Raw genomic sequence first — 23,103 nt, 5'->3', positions numbered from 1 at the left:
AATGGCCGAAAGGTATTGGACGGGTGTGTGATAATGCCACGACTCGAACAACCCGTCCTCGTCCAGGTAGGTGACCGTGCGCCAGGCCGCGAGCGCTAGCCCTACCGAAAGACGGGAACCTCAACGCTCGGAACGGTCGGGGTTTCGTCCGGACATCGAGGGCTTGCGCGCGGTCGCGGTGCTGGCGGTGGTCCTCTTCCACGCCGAGGTGCCCGGCATCGGCGGTGGCTACGTCGGCGTGGACGTGTTCTTCGTCATCTCGGGCTTTTTGATCACCGGGCTGCTGTGGCGCGAGGTCAGCTCCACCGGCACCGTCGGACTGCGCCGCTTCTACGGGGCACGCGCCCGCCGGCTGCTACCCGCGTCGGCCGCGGTAGGCGTTGTCACCGCGATCGCGGCGGCGGTCCTGCTACCCCCGCTGCAGGCGTCGAGCGTCCTACTGGAGGGCATCGCCAGCGCGTTGTACATCAGCAACTACTGGTTCATCGGCGAAGGCGTCCACTACTTCGGGGGTCACCTGCCGCCGTCGCCGTTCCAGCACTACTGGTCGTTGGGCGTCGAGGAGCAGTTCTACCTGGTGTGGCCCGCATTGATCATCGGCACGGCATGGCTCATCCGGCGTGGGCGTCGGCGCCGCGCCGCCGACGACTCCTCGCAACACCCGTATGTGGTGGTCCTTGCGCTGGTCGCGGCCGTATCGTTCGCCCTGTCGCTGGTGATCACGTACGTGATGCCCGCGGTGGCGTTCTTTTCGCTGCCGACCAGGGCCTGGCAGTTGGCCGCCGGCGGCCTGGTAGCCCTCACGGCCGGCCAGTGGCGCCGGCTGCCGTCACACGCCGCCGCCATCACCGGGTGGGCGGGGTTGGGCCTGATCCTGCTGGCCTGCACCGTGTTGAGCCCGGCGACCTTCTATCCGGGTATCGCGGCGCTGCTGCCCACGCTGGGTGCCGTTCTCGTGATCGGCGCCGGCTGCGCCACGCCCACGCAAGGATGCGGCCGCGTGCTGGCCGTATCGCCAATGCGAGCGATCGGCCGCATCTCCTACTCGTGGTATCTGTGGCACTGGCCGGTGCTGGTGTTGACACCCGCACTGCTCGGCCACCCACTGGGCCTGGCCGGGAGGTTGGCGGCCGCCCTGGTCTCCGGCGGGCTGGCGGTGCTCACCCTGCGGTGCATCGAGAACCCGCTGCGATTCGCCGCACCCATCCGCCGGTCTCCCCTACGCAGTCTCGCGCTGGGCGGTGGCGCCACCGCGGTCGCCGTGGCGGTCGGCGTGGCTCTGCTGGTCGTCGTCCCAATCCCGGTCGGCCGCGGCGCGCCGGCCGCGGCGCTGACCATCAACGCGACACCCCCTCCCGCGGGCTCCGACATCGATGCCTATGACGCGGTGGTGCGGCAGGCGTTCGCCCAGGTGCAGGCCGCTGTCGCGGCGTCGGCCGACGTCAAAGCGGTGCCATCCAACCTGGCACCGCCGCTGGCCGACGCGACAGCCGAACAGCACGCGTACTCGTTCAACGGCTGCCTGCGCACGCCTTTCCAAGGCGGACAACCCACCTGCGCGACGGGCGATACCGCCTCGGCGACGACGGTGGCCCTGGTCGGCGATTCGCACGCCGCGATGTGGGATCCCGCGTTCGAGCAACTCGCCACCCAACGGCACTGGCGACTGGAGCTGTTGAGCAAAGGGGCCTGCCCACCGCTGGACCTGCCCATCACAAGTCACCTCTTCAGTCGCCTGGTTGAAAACGTCGAACACTGCGATCAATGGCGCGGCCAGATCCTCGCCCGGCTACGCGCCGAGCACCCGCGGCTGATCGTGGTGAGCATGTGGCGGGGCTACGGCGCCGGCAACGGCAACGGCTGGCTCTCCGGCTTCTCGGCGTACGACCCGGCGTGGATCGACGGCCTGACGCGCCTCGTGCGCCAGCTGCGCGGCACCGGTGCCCAGGTGCTGGTGCTCGGGCCGGTGCCGGCTCCGGACACATCGGTGCCGGTCTGCCTGTCCGGCCACCTCGACGACGCGACCGCCTGCTCGCCGACGAGGGCGGCGGCCGTGAACCAAACGGGCATCGCGGCCGAGACCGCCGCCACCAAAGCCGGCGGCGGACAATACGACGACCTCACCGAGTTGTTCTGCACCGCCAACCGCTGCCCGGTGATCGTCGGCAACACGCTGGTCTACTTCGACTGGGAGCACCTGACGCTCGAATACTCGCGGATGTTGGCGCCGGCGATCGGGGCGCTGGCCGACCGCGCGCTCATCCCCGGCTGAGAGATCGCGGGTATTGGCAACGAGGTTCCGAGAATGATCGGATCAAAATTTGCTCACCTAACGCGTCACTAATGCCGCGAAAGCGCAGGCCTCGCGACACCTGAAGCTCTGATCGGCTTGCCTCATGGACGTTGCGCGACCTGCCGCCGCGTTCCCGGACACGGTGCCATACTGCACCAATGAGGCAGGCGCATCAGATCGTCAACCGCTACTGGTATCCCTTCCATACCCGCTTCCTCAGCAACGACGACAGGGTTTTCATGAACTGGGGCTACGAGGAAGATCCGCCGATGGCCCTGCCGTTGGCAGAGTCCGATGAGCCCGATCGGTACTCCATTCAGCTTTACCACCGCACAGCGACCCAAGTGGATCTCACCGGCAAATGCGTGCTGGAGGTTAGTTGCGGCCACGGCGGCGGCGCCTCGTACGTGATGCGCACCCTGAGCCCCGCCTCCTACACAGGGCTGGACTTAAACCCCGTCGGCCTGGAGTTCTGCCGAAAAAAGCACCAAGTGCCCGGCCTGGATTTCGTGCACGGCAGCGCCGAGGCGCTGCCATTCACAGATCATTCGTTCGACGCGGTGATCAATATCGAAGCGTCGCACTGCTATGCTCGACTCCCCCGATTCCTCGCCGAAGTCGCCCGCGTATTGCGACCGGGAGGCTATTTCCTATACGCCGATGTCCGCAAAAATCGAGATATCGCCGAATGGGAGAAGGACTTAGCCGACGCCCCGCTGCGGCTCGTTTCCAAAAGGATCATCAATGAGGAGGTTGCGCGCGGCGTGGAGAAGATATATCTGTCTGAGTCCAGTAGTCGGCGCCGCCTTCTGCCGTCTTGCGGCTCTTGGTTATGGACGGAATCCCGCCGCGCGTTGCAAAACAACGAGACCAGCTACCGGACGTACTGCTTTGCCAACGTGTGAACCGGCCTCCTGGCCCGCCTCGCGAGCGAGCGTCAGGCACTGGTTATCGTCAGCAGTCATCGTTGCCCCGCAGGCTCCTGGTCGCGCGAACCGGTCCCCATGCTGATCCCGTTTCTTACGCCCGATACCCAGGGATTCTTCGCGCTACCGCCCGATTGCCCGCGCCCACGGGCTCGACAACATCTGCTGCTATCATTCGGCGATGCAGTGGCAGCGAAAAGAGCATGCTAAGCAGATGCCGGAGAGCAACGGGCCGGCATTGAGCCGCGGAGAGTCGGCGCAACGAGGCAGTTATGTCGACAGGAAAGCATTCCTGAGAATTGGCGCGGCCCTTTACGAATCCATGCCAACGCCATGGGAATTCGTGAAGAAAATTGCCGCTCCTCCGCTGGCCCGCTACTTTTACCAGCCGACGGGCTCGGAACCTAATGAATACCATAAGTGGTATTACAACACTGAAGTGTTCAATAAGATTACCTGGATGGGCGTCCACTGCCAGAAGTCGGCCAGCGATATGTGGAATTACCAAGAGATTTTATTTGAGTTGAAGCCGTCCCTGGTAGTCGAATTCGGCACACATTACGGTGGTTCGGCCTTGTTTTTCGCGAACGTCATGAGGCAAATCGGCCGACCATTCAAGGTGCTTTCGGTGGACGTCTACCACGGTCCCCTTGAGCCCAAAGCCCGCCAGGATCCCGATATCACGTTCTTCGAATCGCGGTCCACGGTCCCCGCTGTCGCCGAGTGCATCCGGGACCTGAGAAGCCAGTTCCCCGGCAAGGTCTTCGCGATCCTCGACAGCGACCATTCGATGAATCATGTGCTGGCCGAGATGAAGCTGCTGCGGCCGTTGCTGTGCGCCGGCGACTACCTCGTAGTAGAGGACTCGAACATGAACGGACACCCTGTCCTTCCTGGATGGGGCCCGGGCCCGTATGAGGCAATCGAAGCCTACGAGCATGAATTCCCAGACGACTACACGCACGACGTGGCGCGCGAGAACAAGTTCGGCTGGACGCAGGCGCCCAACGGGTACTTGATCCGCAACTGATGCACAGCCGGATACGGGCGTTGCGCCCTCATGCGCCTCGTCCGCGCGTCTTCGGCCGTGTTACGGCTGATCCCCCGCGGGTGCCTTGAGGTACCACGGGTTGGCCCGCGCCCACTCGATGGTGCGCCGGATCCCTTCCTCGACGTCGACCTCGAGGCGCCAGCCCAGCTCGCGTTGGGCTTTGGTCGAGTCCGGGATGCGACGAGGGATGTCCTCATAGCGAGCGCCGTAGCGCGCCGCGGTGTCGACGTGTTCGACGCTGGATACGGAGTCGACATTTGCGATCTTGATCGCCAGATCGACGGCCTCCCCGATGGTCGTCTCGGTCATGCTGCCGACGTTGAAGGCCTCGCCGATCGCCGCGTCGCTGTCGGCCGCGAGCAAGGTGCCGGCGATGGCGTCATCGACGTAGGTGAAGCAGCGGGTCTGGTCACCCGAGTCATACAACAACGGCGGGAGGCCACTGAGGATGCGGTGGATGCTCTGCGAAACGACGAAGATCGGGCTTTGCCGCGGGCCGTAGACGTTGAAGTAGCGCACCACCGTCACCGGTAGCCCGTAGGCCGTGTGCATCGCGAAAACGAGGTGCTCGGCCATTGCCTTGCTGGTGCTGTAGCTCCACCGCGCGGTCTTCGTCGACCCGAGGACGCGGTCGTCGTCCTCGGCGAACGGCGGGTTGGGGTTTTTCCCGAACACCTCTGAGGTGCTGGCGAACAGCACGCGGATTCCGTGCCGTTGGCTGAGCTCCAGCACGTTGCGGGTGCCGGTCACATTGACGTCGAGCACCCGCAGCGGATCGTTGAGGTAGTTCTTCACGCCGACGACCGCGGCCAGGTGGAAGACCGTGTCGACGTCGGGCGTCAGCGCCCGTTCGAGCGCACCGATATCGGTCACGTCGCCCTGCACGAACCGGAAGTTGGCGTGCCGGTCGAAGTCGATGCTGGTGTCACGGGTGTTCTTCGCGAAGTCGAACACGGTCACCGTGTCGCCGCGGTTCAGCAGGGCGGAGACCAGGTGTGATCCGATGAAGCCGTAGCCGCCGGTCACGACGACATTGGACATATTCGCTCTTTCGTTTCTGCGTACAGTTTGCGCTCCACTGCCTAGCGGCTAGCGGCCGATCCCTTTGTAGACGAAGCCGGCGGCGCGCACCGCCGCGGGGTCGAAGCTGTTGCGTCCGTCGAGGAACACGGAACCGGGTGCTGCCAGGTCCGCGAGCCGCGCCAGCGGGATCTGGTGAAATTCGCGGTGGCCCGCCAGGACCACCAGGGCGTCGGCGTCCTTGACCGCGGACTCGATGTCCGGGGTCAGCGGGACCTTGGTCACCGTGTGGGCCTCTTCGTCCGGCACCCACGGATCGTGCACCGTGAGCTGGCAGCCGGATTCCTCGAGCAGGGCGACGACATACTTCGTCGGCGTCAGCCGACAGTCGCCGGTGTTGTTCTTGAACGCGATGCCCAGCACCGCGATCTTGCTGGTCTCGATCGTCTTGCCCTGCTCGGCCAGCAGCTGCGTGAGCAGCCCGTAGGTGTAGGCCGGCATCGTGTCGTTGACCGTCCTCGAGGTCCGCGGAATCGACAGCTCCAGCCCCACGGATTGTCCCAGGTGATTGACGAACCACGGATCCTTCGTCAGGCAGTAGCCGCCCACACCCATGCTCGGCCGCAAGATGTTGGCATCCCGGCCGCCCTTCGGCATCGTGTTGGCCGCCTCGATGACTTGCAGGGCGTCCATCCCGAGCCGATCGCACACCTTGGCCAACTCGTTCGCCAGCGCGACGTTGAGGTCGACCCAGAGGTTGTCCGCGAGCTTGACCATCTCGGCGGTCCGCGGATCATTGACGACGACGGAGTCCACTCCCAGGGCGTGCCGCCACAGTGTGGAGCAGGCGCGGGCGCTGCGCTCCTCGACGGCACCGACCACCACCGGGATCGACGTCAGCTCGTGGATGGCTTGACCCTCGGCGAGCCGCTCGGGGCAGAACGCCAACCCGAAGTCGACCCCTGCCCGCAGGCCTGAGGTCTCTTCCAGGATCGGCCGGACGAGCTTTTCGGTGGTGTCGGGCGGGACCGTGCTCTTGAGGATGACGAGGTGCCCGGCGTGCAGGTGCTCGCCCACGGCCCGCGCCGCGGCCTTGATGTCGTCGACGATGGGCTCGAAGTCCGGGCCAAGCGGCGTACCGACGGTCACGATGATGAAGTCGTTGTCGGCGAGGGCCCCGAAATCGGTCGTGGCGCGCAGCCGACCGACTCGCGCGGCGTTGGCGACGAGTTCGCCCAGTCCCGGCTCGGGCACGGTCGTCTTGCCCAAGTTAATCTCGTCGACGACGCTCGGTCGGACGTCGATCCCCGTCACGGGCCAGCCGCGATCGGCCAGCACGGCACCGATCACCGTGCCGATGTAGCCGAAACCCACCACTGCGATCCCGGACCGCATGCCGCGCACCAAGAGGTCGATCTCAGCGTCGCTGCGCCCGAACACGCCTTCAGCCATCGCGGAACCTAGCCCTCCAGTCCCCCGTGGCGTTTTGTGAGATATGGGCCCTCCCGGCCTCAGGCTAACCAACCCAGCACTCTAATCCAACACTCGTGCAATAGACCCGAGATCGGCAAGGTTGGCGACCTTGCTCGGATCGTCGGTCATTCGTCGAGGGGCTTGCTGTCATGCAGCCGGTAGCGCGGCGCGGACGCAATTAGACGCGTGTGCGATGATGCCGCGGGTGCATACCGCGTCCTCTTACCAGTTAGGTGACCGTGCGCCAGGCCGATAGGGTCGACCCAACCGCGGGACAGCGGCATCCGCTCTTTGGGCCAAAGTCTTTTCGGCCCGATATCGAGGGGTTGCGCGCCGTTGCGGTGGTGGCCGTTGTTTTGTTTCATGCTGACGTGCCGGGGGTGGGTGGCGGGTTCGTCGGAGTCGACGTGTTCTTCGTGATCTCGGGCTTCTTGATTACGGGGATGCTCTGGCGGGAGGTAAGCGCCACCGGCACGGTCGGACTGCGCAGCTTCTACGGGGCGCGGGCCCGCCGATTGCTACCGGCATCGGCCACGGTAGGCGTGGTCACATTGATCGCCTCGGCAGTCCTGCTATCCCCGCTGCAGCTGCGTACCGTCACTTATGACGGCATAGCCAGCGCGGTTTACGTGGGCAATATGTGGTTCGTCGCGCAGAACACCGATTACTTCTCCAGCGAAGCGACGCCTTCCCCGTTCCAGCATTACTGGTCTTTGGGCGTCGAAGAGCAGTTCTATCTTGTGTGGCCGGCGTTGATCATCGGGACCGCTTGGTTTGTCAGGCTCGCGCGTCGGCGCACTAACGCCGCCCAGGCCCGGTCGGCGGTGGGGCCGTATCTTGTGATCCTCGTCGTGGTCGCGGCGGCGTCGTTTGCGGTATCGCTGGCGCTCACTCGCATGTGGCCTCCGGCTGCCTTCTTCCTCATGCCCACCCGGGCATGGCAGTTGGCCGTGGGCGGTTTGGTGGCCGTTTCGGCCGCCCAATGGCGCCGGCTTCCCGCGCCATTGCCCGGGATCGCGGGATGGGCGGGTCTTGGGGTGATCCTGCTGGCATGCACTCGATTGAGCGCAAAAACGCCTTATCCGGGTACCGCTGCGCTGCTGCCCGTGCTCGGCGCGGCACTTCTGATCGGCGCGGGCTGTGGCACCCCTGCTCAGGGGGGTGGGCGTGTGCTGGCGTCACCACCGATACGGGCGGTCGGGCGCATTTCTTATTCCTGGTATCTGTGGCACTGGCCGGTGCTGGTGCTCGCACCGGCGTTACTGGGCCACCCACTGGGGCTGGCCGATAGGCTGGCGGCGGTCGCCGTCTCAGTCGGGTTAGCCGTTCTCACACTGCGATTTATTGAGAACCCGCTGCGTTTTGCCCCTTCCGTGCGCCGCTCGGCAATGCGAAGTCTCGCACTCGGCGGGGCCGCCACGGCGGTCGTGCTTTGTGTCAGCGCAGCACTGCTGGTGTTTACGCCCCCGCCGGTCGGGCGCGGCACCGCGGCTCCAACACTAAATGTCAATGCGGTGGCCGCGGGGACCGATATTGACGCCTACGACGTGGCGGTGAAGCAGGCGTTCGCCCAGGTGCAGACGGCGGTAGCCGCATCGGCGGACGTAAAGGCCGTACCGTCAAACCTCGCCCCGCCCCTTGCCGACGCGGCAGCCGAAGAGAAGGTCATGGGACGCAAGAGCTGCGCGCTCAATCTTTTCCAAGTCGCACAACCCGACTGTGCGATGGGCGACGCCGCCTCGACGACGACAGTGGCTGTGATCGGCGATTCGCATGCCGCGATGTGGAGCGCGGCGTTTCAGCGGATCAGCACGCAGCGACACTGGCGGCTGGAAATGCTGACCAAGGGGTATTGCCCCGTGCTGGATTTACCCATCTTCAGCCCCCTGCTTCGCCGCGAATACACCGAGTGCGAGCAATGGCGCCGTCAGATCGTGATCCGGCTCCAGGCCCAACATCCGCGACTCGTGGTGCTGAGCATTCGCCGCGTCTACGACGCCCAAAGTTTCGCTCCTTACGACCCTGCATGGATCCTTAGCCTGACCCGCCTGGTACACGAGCTGCGGGGCACGGGCGCGCAAGTGCTGGTGCTCGGGCCGATCCCGGATCCGCACTCAGTGGTGCCGTTTTGCCTGTCGCGCCACCTCGATGACGCAACAGCGTGTGCCCCGCCACGGTCGAGCGCGGTCAGCCAGTCCGGCACTGCCGCTGAGAACGTTGCCACCACGGCCGGCGGCGGACACTACGCCGACCTCACCGAGCTGTTCTGCACCACTGCCCGCTGTCCCGTCATCGTCGGCAACGCGCTCGTCTACCTTGACTCGAATCATCTGACGCTCGAATACTCCCGACTCTTGGCGCCGGTCATCGGGCTGCTAGCCGGCCGGGCGCTCGCCCACGGTTGACGCGCGCAGGGAACGACGGTGGGCCGTTGCTGACGGCGGGTGATACGATCCCGATTCGCTCAGACCAGGCCAAGCTTTGGCCGATCATCCGCTGAGGAGCTTGATTGCCGGACGGCGAACTGAATGCACGCGACATCGAACGCTTGGTGTGGGACGTCATCGTCGTGGGCACCGGCATGGGCGGTGGGATGCTGGGCTACCAGCTGGCCCGCTTCGGCCGCCGGGTGCTGTTCGTGGAAAAAGGGCGCTCGACACTTCCCGGTACGCCCGGAACGATCCGCTCCGCGATCCCCGAACTTGCCGAGCCGTGGACCGCCGGGTCCCCTCAGGCCTACTACGATGCCCTGGCGCGGGCCGGACGCTCGACCGACGAGATCGAAGACGTCAGCGGGCGGCGCTCGAAGCGGTTTGTGCCGTTCATGGGCAGCGGAACGGGGGGGTCCTCGGCCCTGTACGGGATGGTCTGCGAGCGCTTTTTCGCCGGCGACTTCACCCCGCGGCAAAACTTCCGCGACCCCGGCGAGTCCACCGTGCCCGAGGCCTGGCCGCTTACCTACGAGCAGATGAGCCCCTGGTACGCGCAGGCCGAAAAGCTGCTGGGAGTCCGCGGCCAGCCCGACCCCATGCGCCCGGAGGCCGCCGAAGTGGGCCTGCCCCCGGCACCGCCGTTCTCGGTCGATAACCAGCCGCTCGTCGACTATTTCTCAAGCCGCGGACTGCATCCCTACCACCTGCCGATGGCCTGCGATTACACCGACGGTTGTACCACCTGCCAGAGCTACCTGTGCCCGCAGTCGTGCAAACACGACGCCGCCCGCAACGGCGTGCTCCCCGCCGTCGCCGAACACGGCGCCCACCTGCTGACCGAATGCCGGGTCGTGCGCCTGGACGCCGACTGCACCCAGGTCCGGCAAGTGATCTGTCAGCATCGCTCCGGCACGCTGGCCCTCAAGGCCAAGGTGGTGGTGCTGGCCGCCGGGGCGCTGGTCACCCCGGTGCTGTTGCTCAATTCCCGCTCTGGCGATTGGCCACGTGGATTAGCCAACGGCTCAGACCTCGTGGGACGCAACCTGATGCGCCATCTGGCTGACCCAATCCAGATCTGGCCGCAACCCGGCAGCAAGATCACCGCAGAGAATAAGGAGATCGGGCTCAACGACTTTTATTTCTGGAACGGCCAGAAATACGGCACCGTGCAGTCATTCGGTGCGATACCGCCCATGGAGATGGTGACGCACCGCCCCAACTGGCAGGGGAAGGCCATGCGATTGATGAGCCCCGCGGTGCGGCGGGTCTACGAGCGGTTTTTCACGGGCGGATTGGTGCTCGTCGCGATCATGGAAGATCTGCCCTACCTGGATAACCGCGTCCTGCCCTCCGATCGGCCCAAATCGGACGGTCGCCAGCGGCTGCGGCTTGAGTATCGACTACACGCGAGCGAGATCGAGCGCCACGCGGCATTCTTGTCGGAGCTGAAAGACGTGTTGAAGCCGTTTCGGCAGATCGGCCTCGGCAGCGGCGAAGAAAACGTGAACCTTGGCCATGTCTGCGGCACATGCCGCTTTGGTACAGATCCCAAAACCAGTGTGCTGGACCCGCACAACCGGGCCCACGAAGTTGACAACCTCTATGTGGTGGACGCCTCGTTCTTCCCGTCCAGCGCAGGTTTAAACCCCAGCTTGACCGTCGCTGCAAACGCCCTGCGGGTAGCCGCGCATGTCAACGACGCCCATTTCGCCGCGTGACCCGACCGATCCGCTCCGCGGATGTGGCGCCCCGCTGATCGTCCGGATACCAACGGCGCGAAAGGATTCCGTTCAGAGCGGCATTCGGGGCGAAAGGCCCGCAGCGCGATACATCGCATCGATCACGGTCATGTTCTCGACCGCGTCTTGCGGGCCCGTCTTCACCGGTTCCCCGCGCAGGACGGCCGCGGCGAAAGCCTCCAGTTGATAGGCATAGGTGGCGCGGGCCGGGAACTGCTCTACACGCTTGCCGTTGGCCGAGCGGACGGAGAACCGCTGGAATGGCATCAGCGGATGCAGCCGCAGCTTGCCGCGATCGCCAACGAGCCTGGCGGTGAACCGCGGGAGATCGGTCGACCACATCGAGCAGTGAATCCGGCCGGTGTGGCCGCCCGCGAACCGCAAATCCGCCGTCATGACCCGGTCCACCTCGGGACTACGCAGTTTCGCCCGTGCCGAAACGACTTCCGGGGTCGAACCGCCGAACGTGCGCGCCATATCGACCGCATAGCAGCCCAGGTCCATTAGCGCACCACCGCCAAGGGAGTAGTTGTAGCGGTTGGCGGAGAATTTCGGCATCCAGTAACACCAGTCCACCTCTACCCGCCGCAGCTCGCCGAGTTCCCCCGAAGCAATGATTTCCTCGACGCGCGAAGCAAACGGGTGATAGCGGTAATGAAACGCCTCCATTACCACCCGGTCTGCCTTGGCGGCCAATTCGGCGATCTCGCGGGCCTCATCGGCATTGGCGGTCAACGGCTTTTCGCATAGCACGTGCTTGCCCGCATCAAGCGCAGCCCGGGTCCACCTGCCGTGCAAGCTGGTCGGCAGCGGGTTGTAGACCGCATCCAGGTCGGGGTCGTCGAGCAGCGCCTCATAGCTTTCGTGCACCCGGCCGATACCGTGTTCTGCGGCAAAGGCTTGAGCATGCGACACATCGCGAGCGGCGACCGCCGCCACCACGACTTCGTCGTTTTCCTTGGCCGGCTTGATGACCGCCGACGATGCGAGGCGCGCTGCCCCGAGCAGGCCGATCCGCATCGGGGCGCCGGGTCCAGACATGGACGGGATCGTAGCACCGGGATCCGGCTCGCTACGGAGATCGGCTGAGACTATGCGGCGCACTTGTCTGACCCATGAGGGACCGATGTCGGCGCATAACTCGGGCCCCGTGCAGATCGCGCGGTAACGCCAATGGCGGAGAACGTCCCAAAGACTTCTTGCTCCGAGAGATCACAGCTAGTCCTGTGGATGTCGACGACTTTGCGGATACGCATGCTTCAGGCGAAAACGCCACTCAGCAAAAGCGGGCCTGGTACGAGAACCGGCCTGTCGTGCATGAGCTGGGCCGTGCGGAGCAGCACCGCCCAGCGCGCAGGACGCCCGTCGGACCAGCGCCTCACAATCTCGGCATTCTCAGGACCTCGCATGCACACGTGAAACGACAGATGCAGCAGACGCATTGATGTACGGTCGCGCCGAGCTGGCGGTTGTCCGTCAGCTGAGTGACGATGACTGATTCGGACACAGCCCGATTTTGGGCGACCGGGGCGGCGCTTACACAGCGCCGCAGCGTGTTCAGCCCGAAACGCCACTGAGCGGCGACCCTGCTACGTTTCTAAAAACCGTAGTCAACACAATTATCGCCAAGTCGGTACATGATTGGAACGCACAAGTCGAGCCGCAAGCCAAGACCGGATACAGCTTGTCTAAGAAGACCGAGAGACAACGGCCAGACTGACAATAAATGCCCAATTTCGCTGGTTAGCGCTCGACCTCGTCCTATGCATTTCGCGCTGTCTCTGCTAACAGACGCCTGCAGAAAGGGCGGGCACGCATCCGCAGGCGTGTGCTTCCAGGCGTTCGTGACGCGGCGTATTGGCAAGGTTCCACAAGTCCACTACACGGGATTCATAGGCTTTCGTAGGACCACCGCATCCTGCGGATCAATCCCACGTTCAATATAATCTACTATGTCGAAATACGCCGACCACTCCTTATAAACGTACTCCTTCGTATGAAAAGCGGCCTGGTAAAAGTCAGGGAATCCATCGAGCTTAAACCTTCCTTTTGACAAGGTAACGAATATAAATCCACGCTCATTAACCGTGTCCGAATAAGAACTATCCTTGCGAAGCCATTTCATTGTATTTTCGCCCTGCACCGTTAATATTAGAATTGCTCCAGGTCGCGCGACGCGTTGGAGCTCGCGAAGCCATGCATGCTGGAAGTCCTCGTCCAAGTGGGAAAAAACAGATATGCCGTAAATCAAATCAAATGCATTTGCGTCAAAAGGCAATGGTGGTCGGTGACCATTTACACTCCAACGGATATCAGGTAGGTTGCCCTTGCCCCAGCTCGCCAACTCCGGATCAATGTCTGTGGCGTACAAAGTGCATGACGTAGACCGACCTCGGAAATTTTGGATTACCCGCCCGCAACCACTTCCGAAATCTAAAATATCCGTGAAAGAGTCGAAATCGCGGCCCGCAATCGCGCACAGGTCCTGAATACTCTGCGCAATTACTTTCCCAGCTTCGAGGTATGCATTCAGGTCCTCATTCGCCTGGATTCGCCATCGCAATCTAGCCGGAGGGACCGGCCTCAGCGTCGGATCTCTACTAGCTCTTCGGTCGCGAAACGTTGCTAATAAGAGCCGAATTCGAAACAATGGATATGCACAGGCATAGAATGCGTTTAAGGCTGGCTTGAACTCTATTAACGTTCTGCGGATCCCCATTGCACCTCTCGCACGTAGTCCGACCCGGACCGTATCCCGGGCAGGCTCGCCGGTCAAGAGGTGGCCGAAGCCTCATCGCCAAGCGACGCGAAGCGCTTTAAGACGCAAGGGTTGCGTCAAGGGCGGCGCGGGCAGCCAGCCCAGCGTCCTAAATCAGCCAAGCTCCGCCTGTCAGCGTATGAGAGCTATTGAAAGGGCTAATATCGAGCAAATCAGCCGGGGAAGCAACCAGCTTTTCAGAGTTCGGCCTGCGACCCGGTGTGCATGGGTTTGAAAGTCCGTTGATGACTGAAGTAGGCAATTTACAGGCGTAAGAGTCTCCATGCGGCCAGCAAACTGCGCTGTAGCTTTGCTCAGCGGAAACAATCACGCAAACCAGCTGTAACCCCGAAAACACGGTAGTCGGTGTCAGCTTGCGCACACGTCTTCACGGCCAGGCTGTCATCACGGATGCAGAGATGCCATCTCTGCCCTGGGTGATCTCGTCAGCGACATTGTGTCACACGTCGATTCCTGGCCAATAGGCAAGCCGGACGCACGTCGGTACCGTGCGCCGCCTGGAACCTGGGCTTAGCTCGCGCAGATTTCCGGCGCACATTACTACGAGCCGAACTCGAGCAGGGGCAGGGCCGCAACCGTCGGCCACACCAATTGGTCCAGCACCGGTCCGCCCCCGCGGGGCGGCCTCACATTTTGGACAGCCCGAATGCCCGGCACGGCGTTCGGCAGGCCGGCAATCTCCCTCGCGGAGAGGCTGAACGGCGTCCGCGGCCATCCACCGCGCAAAGTTGTCCAGACACGCTGTCGGGCCAGGAAAGCCTGAAATTTATTCGGCAGGTCGAAGATCATCTGGCCGCCTGGGAAGCGGCGCGCGCATTCGCGGATCACGCTGAACGCCTGCTCGGGCTGCAGGTACGGCAGCAGGCCCTCGGCGGTGATGAACACGCCGTTTTCCGGGTCCACCCGATCCATCCAGGTGAAGTCCAGCACCGACTGCGCGCATGTGGATATGCGCGGCGAATGCGGCAACAGCCGCTCGCGAAGCTCGATAATCGGCGGCAGATCCACAGTCAGCCAACGAAATTGACCACCGAGGCCGGCGGCGTCGAGACGCCAGAAGCTTGTCTGCAGCCCTTCGCCGAGAGCGACGACGGTCGCTTCCTGGTGGTCAGCGAGATAGCGGTGGGCGTGGTTATCGAACGCAAGGGCCCTCAGCGCGATGTCCTGGCGAGTGCCAGGGGCGCTGAACTTGCTGAAGTCGTAGTCGATCGAATCCATCAGCCGAACGGCCATCGGATCGTCAATTATTCCGCCTTGGCGCCGCGCTTCGTTCGCGCGGCTCCACAGCGTCAGCAACGCCGTCTCGGGCAGTGTGATGGTCTCGGCCTTGGTCATCGTGCTGACGATACTCGGCGGACCAGCAAGAATTTCAATCGTTCTCCGACATGGATGGCGTCATTTCTCTGTGGCCGTAGCGCAACGATCGGCCCGCACGCACTGGCCTCCTGATCATGATGATTAGTCCCGAAGCGGCTAATCAACAGCCCGGGACCATATCGATCAGGCCGGCCGAAACCTTTCAGATCGCCTGTCACAGCCGCACGCTCAATCGACGCCCCGCTAGCACGTCGGATTGACACTGGTTGGCATTACGCAAATGCGCCATTCGCATACACTCAGCACAAATGTTCGCCATCGATACCTTGCGCCGCATGGGACCTCGGCTTCGAGCAATCAGGGCATTAGGCAGACGGAGCCCGCTGCCCCGGGTAGTGGTGGTCTCCAACGTGGGTACCTTCGGCGGCGGCGGCGTCGTGGGATTTCGTGACATGCTGTTGGCGCTCCAGAAAAAACGCCCGGACCTGGAACTTGTCGCCGTCGTTCCGCAGAAGGGAAGCGTGGCGGAGCAGTGCGCTCTGGACGGTATCCAGACCGAGATCGCGTGGACACCGTGGTGGGCTTTTGGGAAGTGGCCGCGCATGCCAGGCATTCACGCACTCGTCGGCGCGCTTCCCTACTCCGTGATTCTGGTTCCAGGCATCGTTCAAGCAGTGTTCCTCCTTGCTCGCCTGCGTCCGACGGTTGTCCTCAGCAACACCATGCTCATTCCGTCGCATGCGATCGCCGCCAAAATGCTCGGCATCCCGCACTACTGGATGGTCCGCGAATTTGGAAGAGACGACCATGGGCTTTGGTTCCTCTTCGGTTACCGCAGGACCATCCGCCTGATCAACCAGCTGTCTGAGTCGGTGATCTGCAATTCGCGTGCGGTCGAGCAGGCTCTGCTCGCAATGGAACCAAAGATGAAGACGCGCGTGCTCTACCCGGTCGTCGACACCCCACTCGGCACGCCACCCGAACGGCACCCCGGCGAGCCCATGCGCGTCGTCCTCATCGGTTATTTATCTCAAGCCAAGGGACAGCGCTTAGCAATCGAGGCTATAGGCATCGCCCGGAAGGCCGGCGTCGACATCGAGCTGACGCTCGTCGGTGCCGGCAGCCACAAACCACTTCGCAAGCTCGCACGACGCTTGGGCGTCGAGGACCTAGTGAATATTCACCAACCAACCCGCGACCTCGGACGCTATTGGGCGGCTGCCCATGTCGGTCTGATGTGCAGCCAACGCGAGGCATTCGGCCGCGTTACCGCCGAGGCGATGAGAGCCGGATTGCCGGTGTGCGGGACGAGCTCGGGTGGTACCTCGGAGATCATCGAGCCGGGAGTCAACGGACTGCTAAGCCCCGCCGGGGACGCGCACGCACTCGCAGCAAACCTCATGACGCTCCAGTCCGACGAGGATCTGCGGCGTAAACTCGCTGTTCGTGCGGCGGAAACGACGCAGCGCTTCGAACGTGAACGTCACGACGACGAACTCGTCACCATTCTTGGCCTGCGTTGAGATGCATGCCCGAGATGGATTTCCGGCCGAAGACAGACCGTTGCTCTCAGACGCGGCTGACGCCAATCAGCTAACCCGCCGCAAGCGGGCGAAATCCTCCACGAGATCAGCGGCGGCTGTGACGCTTTCGGCGGGTTTGGTCATCCGGGTGGCCAATTCGCGGGCCCGGGTGAGGTATTCCGGCGCAAGTATCCGACGCAGGTCCGCAACCAGCGACTTCTCGGTAGTCGTCGACAAGCGCCGGGCGGTGCCAACCTTCAACCGTTTGACCGCGGCTCCAAAAAGCGGCTGATCGATGAACGTCCAGAGGATCAATGTGGGAACTCCTGCGCGCAAACCGGCGGCTGTGGTGCCACCGCCACCGTGATGCACGACGGCGCGGCAGGCTGGAAAGATCGCGGCGTAATTCATCGTGCCCACCACTTTGACGTGCTCGAAATGGGGGGCGCGGCTGAAGTCAGTTCCGCCAGAGCCGACCAACGCCCGCTCGCCCAGCTGTGCGCAGGCCGCGCCGATCATCGCGATCGTGTCGGCGGCAGATCCGAGCGGAATGCTGCCAAAGCCGAAGAAAATCGGTGGTGTACCCGCGGCGATCCATGAGGCGACCTCCTCGTCGACAGCTGTTGGCAATTCCAACGCCAGCGTGCCGACAAAGGGCCGCTGGCCGTCCCACTTCGCCCATTCGGCCGCCAGCCCGGGAAAGCACACCTCGTCGTAGGCCTGGATTTCCAGAGATCCGCGCTCGGCGATGCGGCGGGGCCAAGGGCATGTTGCGTCGAGCAGTCCGAGTTCACGACGCTGCGCCTCCTCAACGTCCTTCACCGCACCGCCCCAAGACAGCCGTTCGTACATCGTCATTGCGGAGCGGCCCAACGGCGCCGGCAGCAATGGCAGAAGGTGGCCGTTGGCCCGCATCGGAAGGAAATGCAGCGTGGCCAATGGAAGGTCGTAATGCTCCGCTACATTGGCAGCGAACTGCTCGAAACCCAGACCGGCGATAAGTAGGTCGGCCCCTTCAGCCAGTGACTTCAGCGTCGTGGTTGCCTCCTGTGTCCAGCACTGGGTAACGAAATCCGAAATCTTGCGCCCCAATCTGTCCAGTTCCCGGGTCCGCCAGGGGCTGCGGAAGAAACACGTCCAGTAGTCGCGCTGCGCTTCCACAAGCGGTCGCGAGTCCAGTCCGTAAGCGAGCGCCGTGAGCCCGGCCGCCTCGGCGAAGCCAACCAAGTTTGGCGGCACGGCCATCGACACGTCATGCCCCCGGCGCAGCAACTCACGACCCACGACGACGGCGGGCTCGACATCGCCGCGCATTCCATAACTTGCCAGCACAACTTTCATAGTGGATCTAGCCTTTCAGCCTCATGCGCATAGGCAAAGTCAGTGGCATCGGTCATTATTACCGGTTCTTCGGCGGTCGACTGCGCGTTCGGCCAGTCGCCTCGGGGGTGGATCGTTCACCGTTGGTTCCGGCGCGGAGTGGACCGTTCTGCGCTGCAAAGCGCCCACGCGGACGGGATGCCGCTGCCCGCCTATGGCTGGGAGGCGTTGAGAGCGAGGTGCGCCAGGCCCATCCGCGACCTGCGAGCCGCCGCGTATGTCGCGCGTTCGCGCCGATGCAGCCGTCCTGAGCGGCAACGCATTCCGGCCGCCTCGGGCACCGAGGTTTGTGCCATGGTCGGGTACGCAGCAAATGGTACGATCTCGGTTTGCCCAGGCCGGGCCATGCTTGGGCCATCATCCGCTGAGGAGCGTGATTTGGCTGACGGCGACCTAACCGCGCGCGAGGCCGAACGCGTGCTGTGGGACGTAATAGTCGTGGGCACCGGGATGGGTGGCGGGATGCTGGGCCACCGACTGGCCCGATCCGGTCGGCGGGTGTTATTCGTCGAAAAGGGGCGCTCGACACTCCCCGGGGCGCCCGAAACCATTCGCGCTGCCATGCCCGAACTGGCCGAGCCGCGGGCCTACCGTTCGCCAGATACCTATTACGACGCCTTGGCCCGGGCCGGACGCAGCACCGACGAGATCGAAGACATCAGCGGACGCCTCCCGAAGCGATTCGTACCGTTCATCGGCAGCGGCACCGGCGGCTCCTCAGCCCTGTACGGCATGGTCTGCGAACGCTTTTTCACCCAAGACTTCACCCCCCGGCAAAACTTCCGCCACCCCGGCCAATCCAGCGTGCCTGAGGCCTGGCCCATCACCTACGACCAGCTAAGCCCCTGGTACGCCCAAGCCGAAAAACTGCTCGGAGTGCGCGGCCAACCCGACCCCCTACGTCCCGAGGCCGCCGACGTCGGCCTGCCCGCGGCACCGCCGTTCTCGCCCGACAACCAACCGCTGGTCGACTACCTGACCGGGCGCGGACTACACCCCTACCACCTGCCCATGGCCTGCGATTACACCGAGGGCTGCGCCACCTGCCAGGCTTTCCTGTGTCCTCGCTCCTGCAAAAACGACGCCGCCCGCAACGGCGTGCTGCCCGCGATCACCGAACACGGCGCTGGGCTGCTGACCGAATGCCGTGTCGTACGCCTGGAAGCCGACCGCACCCGAGTCCGCCACGTCATCTGTGCGCATCGCACCGGCATGCTGACCCTGCAAGCCAAAGTCGTGGTACTCGCCGCCGGCGCCCTGGTCACCCCGGTCTTGCTACTCAACTCCCGCTCCGCTGATTGGCCACGCGGACTGGCCAACGGCTCAGACTTAGTCGGACGCAACCTGATGCGCCACCTCCACGACTGGATTCAGGTCTGGCCGCAACGGGGCTCCAAAATCACGGCCGAGAACAAGGAAGTCGGGCTCAACGACTTTTACTTCTGGGAGGGGCAGAAATACGGCACCCTGCAGTCAGCGGGTGCGATGGCCTCGCTGGCGTCCATGGACATGCTGACCAACCACCCCGGCTGGCAAGCGACGGTGCTGCGCCTGATGAGCCCGGCGGTCCGGCCAATCTATGACCGCTTCGTCAACGGCGGACTGGTGCTGGCCGCGATCATGGAAGATCTGCCCTACCTGGACAACCGCGTGCTGCCCTTCGATCGGCCCACCGTCGATGGCCGCCAGCGGCTACGGCTTCACTACCGTCTGCACCGCAGCGAGATCGAACGCCGCGCGGTTTTCTTGCGCCAGGTGAAAGAAGTGTTAAAGCCATTTCGCAAACTCACCCTGCGCACCGGCGAAAACAACACGACCCTGGGCCATGTTTGCGGCACCTGCCGCTTTGGCACCGATCCCAAGGCCAGCGTGCTCGACCCCCAAAACCGGGCGCACGACGTGGACAACCTCTATATCGTGGACACTTCGTTCTTCCCCTCCAGCACCGGTCTGAACCCAAGCTTGACCGTCGCCGCCAACGCCCTGCGTGTGGCCACCCACATCAACGAGGTGCATTTCCCCACCTGACAGCCGAGCTGGAAATAGCGTCCATCTGCGGCTTCGTTGTTGGCGGGCACGGTACGGATCACTGCTGGGGGTGACGCGGTGTACGCATTGCAAATCGCACCCGGCACCGCTAGTCAGCGATCACAACACACACCGGCTGACTGGACCGCAGGAACGAGTCGTAGCGAAACTGCAGTTGTCTTCCTTCCACGAACTCGGTGAACGCTTTGTGCTCATGCAGTTGCCAGCCGGGATAGTTGAAATACTCGTCAAACAGCAGAACTGCGCCAGACCGGATGCGATCACCTAGCTGTGCCAGCACGAATGCGGCTGATGAATACAGGTCCGAGTCGATATGCGCAAACGACACAGGTTCGGGATGTTCGGCGAGAAACCTCGGCAACGTATCGGAGAACCATCCCTTTACCAATGTCACATTCGCTGGAACGGGCGGAAGGTCGTCGCGGGCGAACGCCCCGCGCTGATATTGGCCATACCACGATTCGGGCAACCCCTCAAACGAGTCGAACCCGTACACCGGTCCAGTATGGGAGTTGGCAATAACGCTGATGGTTCGTCCCGTGGCCACGCCGAACTCCAAGAATAAGCCATCAGTTTTGGCTAAACCGACAGCATGCCGCAGCAGATCATCGTGGCGCTCGAACTCCCGCGCCGTCAGCAGATGCTCAGTGTAGAAGCGCGCCGACTGCAGACCGGCTTCATAGTGGGCGAGCGCCACGACATCGTAGTTACCTCGAAAATGAGATTGCCAGCCCATGTAACGGCCAAGCTGGCTAAGTTTGTCTTGAAACCGTTGCTTCACCGCATTCCCCTCGACACACCCGACTTGTCGCCCGGCGACTCTACGCCAACTCCTGGGGCTGATCCCGCCGACCCCGGAGGCCACGCCGACGATGGTGATGGCCATTTCTAGGAAACGCCGCAATCGCCTTGGGCTGGCGTCGACGTTTTGACCACTAGCTGATGCGATTTGAAGATTGCTATGTGCCAGGGTGCTAAACAGTTGAGGACAACCAAGTCGGCAGAGCTGTGAAGGTTGCCCCGCCCGTAGTATCAGTATCACCAGCGCGGCTAGGTTCGTCGGCGCGAACAAACGCGGCGCTGCCTTTCGGCGCCCCTCGCGCGCTTCCATCGATCTCTTCACAACCGCCGCAAGACGCCCTCTGGGGCCGTGCTTCGCACCCCCAGGCCAGGAAAATCGGCCACCTACATTGCAAAACACCGTGATACAGCCAGTCAGAACCGGACGAAGAGCAATTTCACATGTTGGGGGGGAAAATGGCACGGACGTCATCCAGGAAGTCAGCAGGCTCCTGTGCAATTGCTTGCCGATAGGTGTTGAACCGCATTTGCTGGCGCTCAAAGTCGTTCATCAAGAAATGAATCTTATCCGCGGCAAGGCTTTCGAAAGCAGGGCTTCGGTCTTCGATCTTTAAGTCTTCGGCGATCGGCACATCAATCGAATTTGCGGCACTACCTCTTCGGTTTACCAGGATGCAAGCACCAAGCGCAGCCGCTTCCCGCGGTATCCGGTCCTTACCGGGGTGGTCACCGAAATCGATATAGACCTTGGCGCGTCCAAGAAGCGCTCGCACCTGATACAGTGACATACCCTTTAGGGGAACAACTTTAGGCATCGGCCTACCGCTATCATTCAGCGCCTTAAGGATCAACTCGGTCCGTTGCAGCCCCTTCGCCGGATTGTAGACAAGAATATCTTCGCGAGGCCAATTGGGCGGGTTCGCGATCGCCTGAATATACTCATCTGCTAGGCAGTCCGAGAGGCGGCAAGCTGGCTTTAGCAAAACAGAATCTAAGAACTCGCGCGCATACTCACTCTGATACATGTGCCTTGCGGCTCGGCGTTGGAGGAGCCCTAACTGCCTCTTTGCGACGCGCTGTGCTCCCAAGAGTCTTCCCATAAAAGTACGACCCGCTGACCCGAAGAAATTGTCTACACTCATCCACCAGAGATATACTTGGGCCTGTGGAAACCGATTAACCAGGAAGACCAAGACCTCCGGTAGAACAACTATCGAGCCAGGCTCAACATCACGTAAGCGTGCACTATCGACATTGTATTTTTGGTAAGGTTCGGGGGTTTCCCATTTTCGGTGAAATGGTGTGTATATGATAAAAGCACGTTTGGAGTCACGATTAAGCCTATCAGCGAGCTGATGGCACAGTTCTACGCCGCCCGTGACGTTGCTGGTTGCAACGATGAATATCTTCTTCATGGATTAGCTGGGAGCCAAGACGGATCGGCCGCATCCGTGAGTGGAACACTCACTGACGGCGGCCTGTTCGAATAATACATGTGGTCGTGTCTATCACTCGGGCGTGGATCGGGGTACCGAAACGCCTCTTACACGCTGGACTCGGCGGCGAGCCGATAGCCGCGGACGGCCAACGGGATGAACAATGCCACTAGCGCGAATGCCCAGATGAGCGTCACCGCCAGAGGCCACACAAGGGGGCCGCCATGGGCCAGCGCCCGCATCACCTCGATGGGTGGCGACATCGGTTGCACGCGGACCCATGGCTGAAGCCACTTTGGGAACAGGGCGATTGGAGTGATACCGGGATTGATGAACGCCAGCGAGACGGTCACGGTCGTAAGCAAGGTCATGGCGGTACGAGCACTCTTGCGGATGGAAAGCGCCATCACAAGCGCCGCGAACCCGGCCACTACGATCGGCGGGATCAGAATGTACAGCAGTGCCGCCGGCCAGCCGTGCGTGAAGCGTAGTCCCATGGCCACTCCGAGGGCCGTGATAAGGATCGTTCCGATGAGCGCGCGCACGGCCTCGGCGGTCAACCGTCCGGTGAGCGCGCTTGCCCGGTGTATCGGCAGCACCCACATCCGGCTGAGCAGCCCCAACTGGCGGTCCATCACGATGCTGTCCGCTGTGCGCAGGGCGCCGAGCACCCCCGACAGTACGGCGCACACTGGGACGAGGCCGTAAACACTGGCTACGCCGGTGACCTTATGCACCTGCTCGCCTAGCACCGCTTCGTAGGTGAGCAGGATGCAGACAGGCACGACCAGCGATCCCGTCATCACGGCTCGCTCACGCCGCCACCGGGTGAGGAGTCGACCGGCTTGCACCCCGGTCTGAGTCAGCAACGAGCCTTGCATTTT

16 protein-coding genes are annotated in these 23,103 nt (G+C 63.0%); 7 read left to right on the top strand and 9 right to left on the bottom strand.

What is annotated here, in order from left to right; genetic code table 11:
• Positions 1–70 precede the first annotated feature (70 nt).
• From A5696_RS19985 to A5696_RS19975, 3 genes are all read left to right on the top strand, one after another.
• A complete protein-coding gene (locus A5696_RS19985) occupies positions 71–2,272 on the top strand; it encodes an acyltransferase family protein (protein ID WP_067882735.1) in 2,202 nt (733 codons plus the stop codon).
• 179 nt (positions 2,273–2,451) lie between these two features.
• Complete coding sequence (locus A5696_RS19980; protein ID WP_082956630.1) at positions 2,452–3,198, top strand: phthiotriol/phenolphthiotriol dimycocerosates methyltransferase; 747 nt, start codon at positions 2,452–2,454, stop codon at positions 3,196–3,198.
• Between the two features lie 343 nt (positions 3,199–3,541).
• On the top strand, positions 3,542–4,249 hold the full coding sequence (locus A5696_RS19975; RefSeq protein WP_067882734.1) for a rhamnosyl O-methyltransferase: 708 nt from the start codon (positions 3,542–3,544) through the stop codon (positions 4,247–4,249).
• Between the two features lie 60 nt (positions 4,250–4,309).
• Here the strand turns inward: A5696_RS19975 and A5696_RS19970 are convergent, their stop codons facing one another.
• Entirely contained in the window at positions 4,310–5,311 is a 1,002-nt protein-coding gene (locus tag A5696_RS19970) for an NAD(P)-dependent oxidoreductase (protein WP_067882733.1), read from the bottom strand.
• A gap of 48 nt (positions 5,312–5,359) precedes the next feature.
• Positions 5,360–6,742 (bottom strand): nucleotide sugar dehydrogenase, encoded by a 1,383-nt coding sequence (locus A5696_RS19965; RefSeq protein ID WP_082956629.1) that lies wholly within the window; start codon positions 6,740–6,742, stop codon positions 5,360–5,362.
• Between the two features lie 254 nt (positions 6,743–6,996).
• On the opposite strand from A5696_RS19965, the gene A5696_RS19960 reads away from it, so the two are divergent.
• Both A5696_RS19960 and A5696_RS19955 read left to right on the top strand, forming a co-directional pair.
• Entirely contained in the window at positions 6,997–9,168 is a 2,172-nt protein-coding gene (locus A5696_RS19960) for an SGNH hydrolase domain-containing protein (RefSeq protein WP_082956628.1), read from the top strand.
• Positions 9,169–9,272: 104 nt separating this feature from the next.
• Positions 9,273–10,913 (top strand): GMC oxidoreductase, encoded by a 1,641-nt coding sequence (locus tag A5696_RS19955; protein ID WP_067882732.1) that lies wholly within the window; start codon positions 9,273–9,275, stop codon positions 10,911–10,913.
• A 72-nt stretch (positions 10,914–10,985) separates the two neighbouring features.
• Here the strand turns inward: A5696_RS19955 and A5696_RS19950 are convergent, their stop codons facing one another.
• From A5696_RS19950 to A5696_RS19945, 3 genes are all read right to left on the bottom strand, one after another.
• Positions 10,986–11,975, bottom strand: coding sequence for a Gfo/Idh/MocA family protein (locus A5696_RS19950; RefSeq protein ID WP_067882731.1), 990 nt, complete (start codon positions 11,973–11,975; stop codon positions 10,986–10,988).
• An 838-nt stretch (positions 11,976–12,813) separates the two neighbouring features.
• On the bottom strand, positions 12,814–13,653 hold the full coding sequence (locus tag A5696_RS27255) for a class I SAM-dependent methyltransferase (RefSeq protein WP_082969067.1): 840 nt from the start codon (positions 13,651–13,653) through the stop codon (positions 12,814–12,816).
• 600 nt (positions 13,654–14,253) lie between these two features.
• Positions 14,254–15,048, bottom strand: coding sequence for a class I SAM-dependent methyltransferase (locus tag A5696_RS19945; protein ID WP_067882730.1), 795 nt, complete (start codon positions 15,046–15,048; stop codon positions 14,254–14,256).
• Positions 15,049–15,338: 290 nt separating this feature from the next.
• On the opposite strand from A5696_RS19945, the gene A5696_RS19940 reads away from it, so the two are divergent.
• On the top strand, positions 15,339–16,553 hold the full coding sequence (locus A5696_RS19940; RefSeq protein WP_082956626.1) for a glycosyltransferase: 1,215 nt from the start codon (positions 15,339–15,341) through the stop codon (positions 16,551–16,553).
• A 66-nt stretch (positions 16,554–16,619) separates the two neighbouring features.
• Here the strand turns inward: A5696_RS19940 and A5696_RS19935 are convergent, their stop codons facing one another.
• The gene (locus tag A5696_RS19935; protein ID WP_067882728.1) at positions 16,620–17,894 is read right to left on the bottom strand and encodes a glycosyltransferase; all 1,275 of its coding nucleotides are present in this window, start codon (positions 17,892–17,894) and stop codon (positions 16,620–16,622) included.
• A gap of 417 nt (positions 17,895–18,311) precedes the next feature.
• On the opposite strand from A5696_RS19935, the gene A5696_RS19930 reads away from it, so the two are divergent.
• Positions 18,312–19,961 carry a GMC oxidoreductase gene (locus A5696_RS19930; RefSeq protein WP_067882727.1) on the top strand — a complete coding sequence of 550 codons (1,650 nt, stop codon included), beginning with the start codon at positions 18,312–18,314 and terminating at the stop codon, positions 19,959–19,961.
• Positions 19,962–20,070: 109 nt separating this feature from the next.
• Here the strand turns inward: A5696_RS19930 and A5696_RS27250 are convergent, their stop codons facing one another.
• The 3 genes from A5696_RS27250 to A5696_RS19915 form a co-directional block, all read right to left on the bottom strand.
• Positions 20,071–20,868 carry a class I SAM-dependent methyltransferase gene (locus A5696_RS27250; protein ID WP_197517024.1) on the bottom strand — a complete coding sequence of 266 codons (798 nt, stop codon included), beginning with the start codon at positions 20,866–20,868 and terminating at the stop codon, positions 20,071–20,073.
• Between the two features lie 352 nt (positions 20,869–21,220).
• Entirely contained in the window at positions 21,221–22,198 is a 978-nt protein-coding gene (locus tag A5696_RS27745) for a hypothetical protein (protein ID WP_156738495.1), read from the bottom strand.
• 128 nt (positions 22,199–22,326) lie between these two features.
• Entirely contained in the window at positions 22,327–23,100 is a 774-nt protein-coding gene (locus A5696_RS19915) for an ABC transporter permease (RefSeq protein WP_082956634.1), read from the bottom strand.
• Positions 23,101–23,103 lie beyond the last annotated feature (3 nt).

Source organism: Mycobacterium sp. E2699, assembly GCF_001666745.1.
GTDB lineage: Bacteria > Actinomycetota > Actinomycetes > Mycobacteriales > Mycobacteriaceae > Mycobacterium.
The sequence above is the reverse complement of the archived record's forward strand: the minus strand, read 5'-3'. Positions and strand labels throughout refer to the sequence as shown.

Coding starts and splice junctions, on each gene's coding strand:
- A5696_RS19945 (WP_067882730.1), bottom strand. CDS start 15,048: ATGACCAAGGCCGAGACCATCACACTGCCCGAGACGGCGTTGCTGACG.
- A5696_RS19940 (WP_082956626.1), top strand. CDS start 15,339: ATGTTCGCCATCGATACCTTGCGCCGCATGGGACCTCGGCTTCGAGCA.
- A5696_RS19935 (WP_067882728.1), bottom strand. CDS start 17,894: ATGAAAGTTGTGCTGGCAAGTTATGGAATGCGCGGCGATGTCGAGCCC.
- A5696_RS27255 (WP_082969067.1), bottom strand. CDS start 13,653: ATGGGGATCCGCAGAACGTTAATAGAGTTCAAGCCAGCCTTAAACGCA.
- A5696_RS19950 (WP_067882731.1), bottom strand. CDS start 11,975: ATGTCTGGACCCGGCGCCCCGATGCGGATCGGCCTGCTCGGGGCAGCG.
- A5696_RS19915 (WP_082956634.1), bottom strand. CDS start 23,100: ATGCAAGGCTCGTTGCTGACTCAGACCGGGGTGCAAGCCGGTCGACTC.
- A5696_RS19970 (WP_067882733.1), bottom strand. CDS start 5,311: ATGTCCAATGTCGTCGTGACCGGCGGCTACGGCTTCATCGGATCACAC.
- A5696_RS27250 (WP_197517024.1), bottom strand. CDS start 20,868: ATGGCCATCACCATCGTCGGCGTGGCCTCCGGGGTCGGCGGGATCAGC.
- A5696_RS19980 (WP_082956630.1), top strand. CDS start 2,452: ATGAGGCAGGCGCATCAGATCGTCAACCGCTACTGGTATCCCTTCCAT.
- A5696_RS19975 (WP_067882734.1), top strand. CDS start 3,542: ATGCCAACGCCATGGGAATTCGTGAAGAAAATTGCCGCTCCTCCGCTG.
- A5696_RS27745 (WP_156738495.1), bottom strand. CDS start 22,198: ATGAAGAAGATATTCATCGTTGCAACCAGCAACGTCACGGGCGGCGTA.
- A5696_RS19965 (WP_082956629.1), bottom strand. CDS start 6,742: ATGGCTGAAGGCGTGTTCGGGCGCAGCGACGCTGAGATCGACCTCTTG.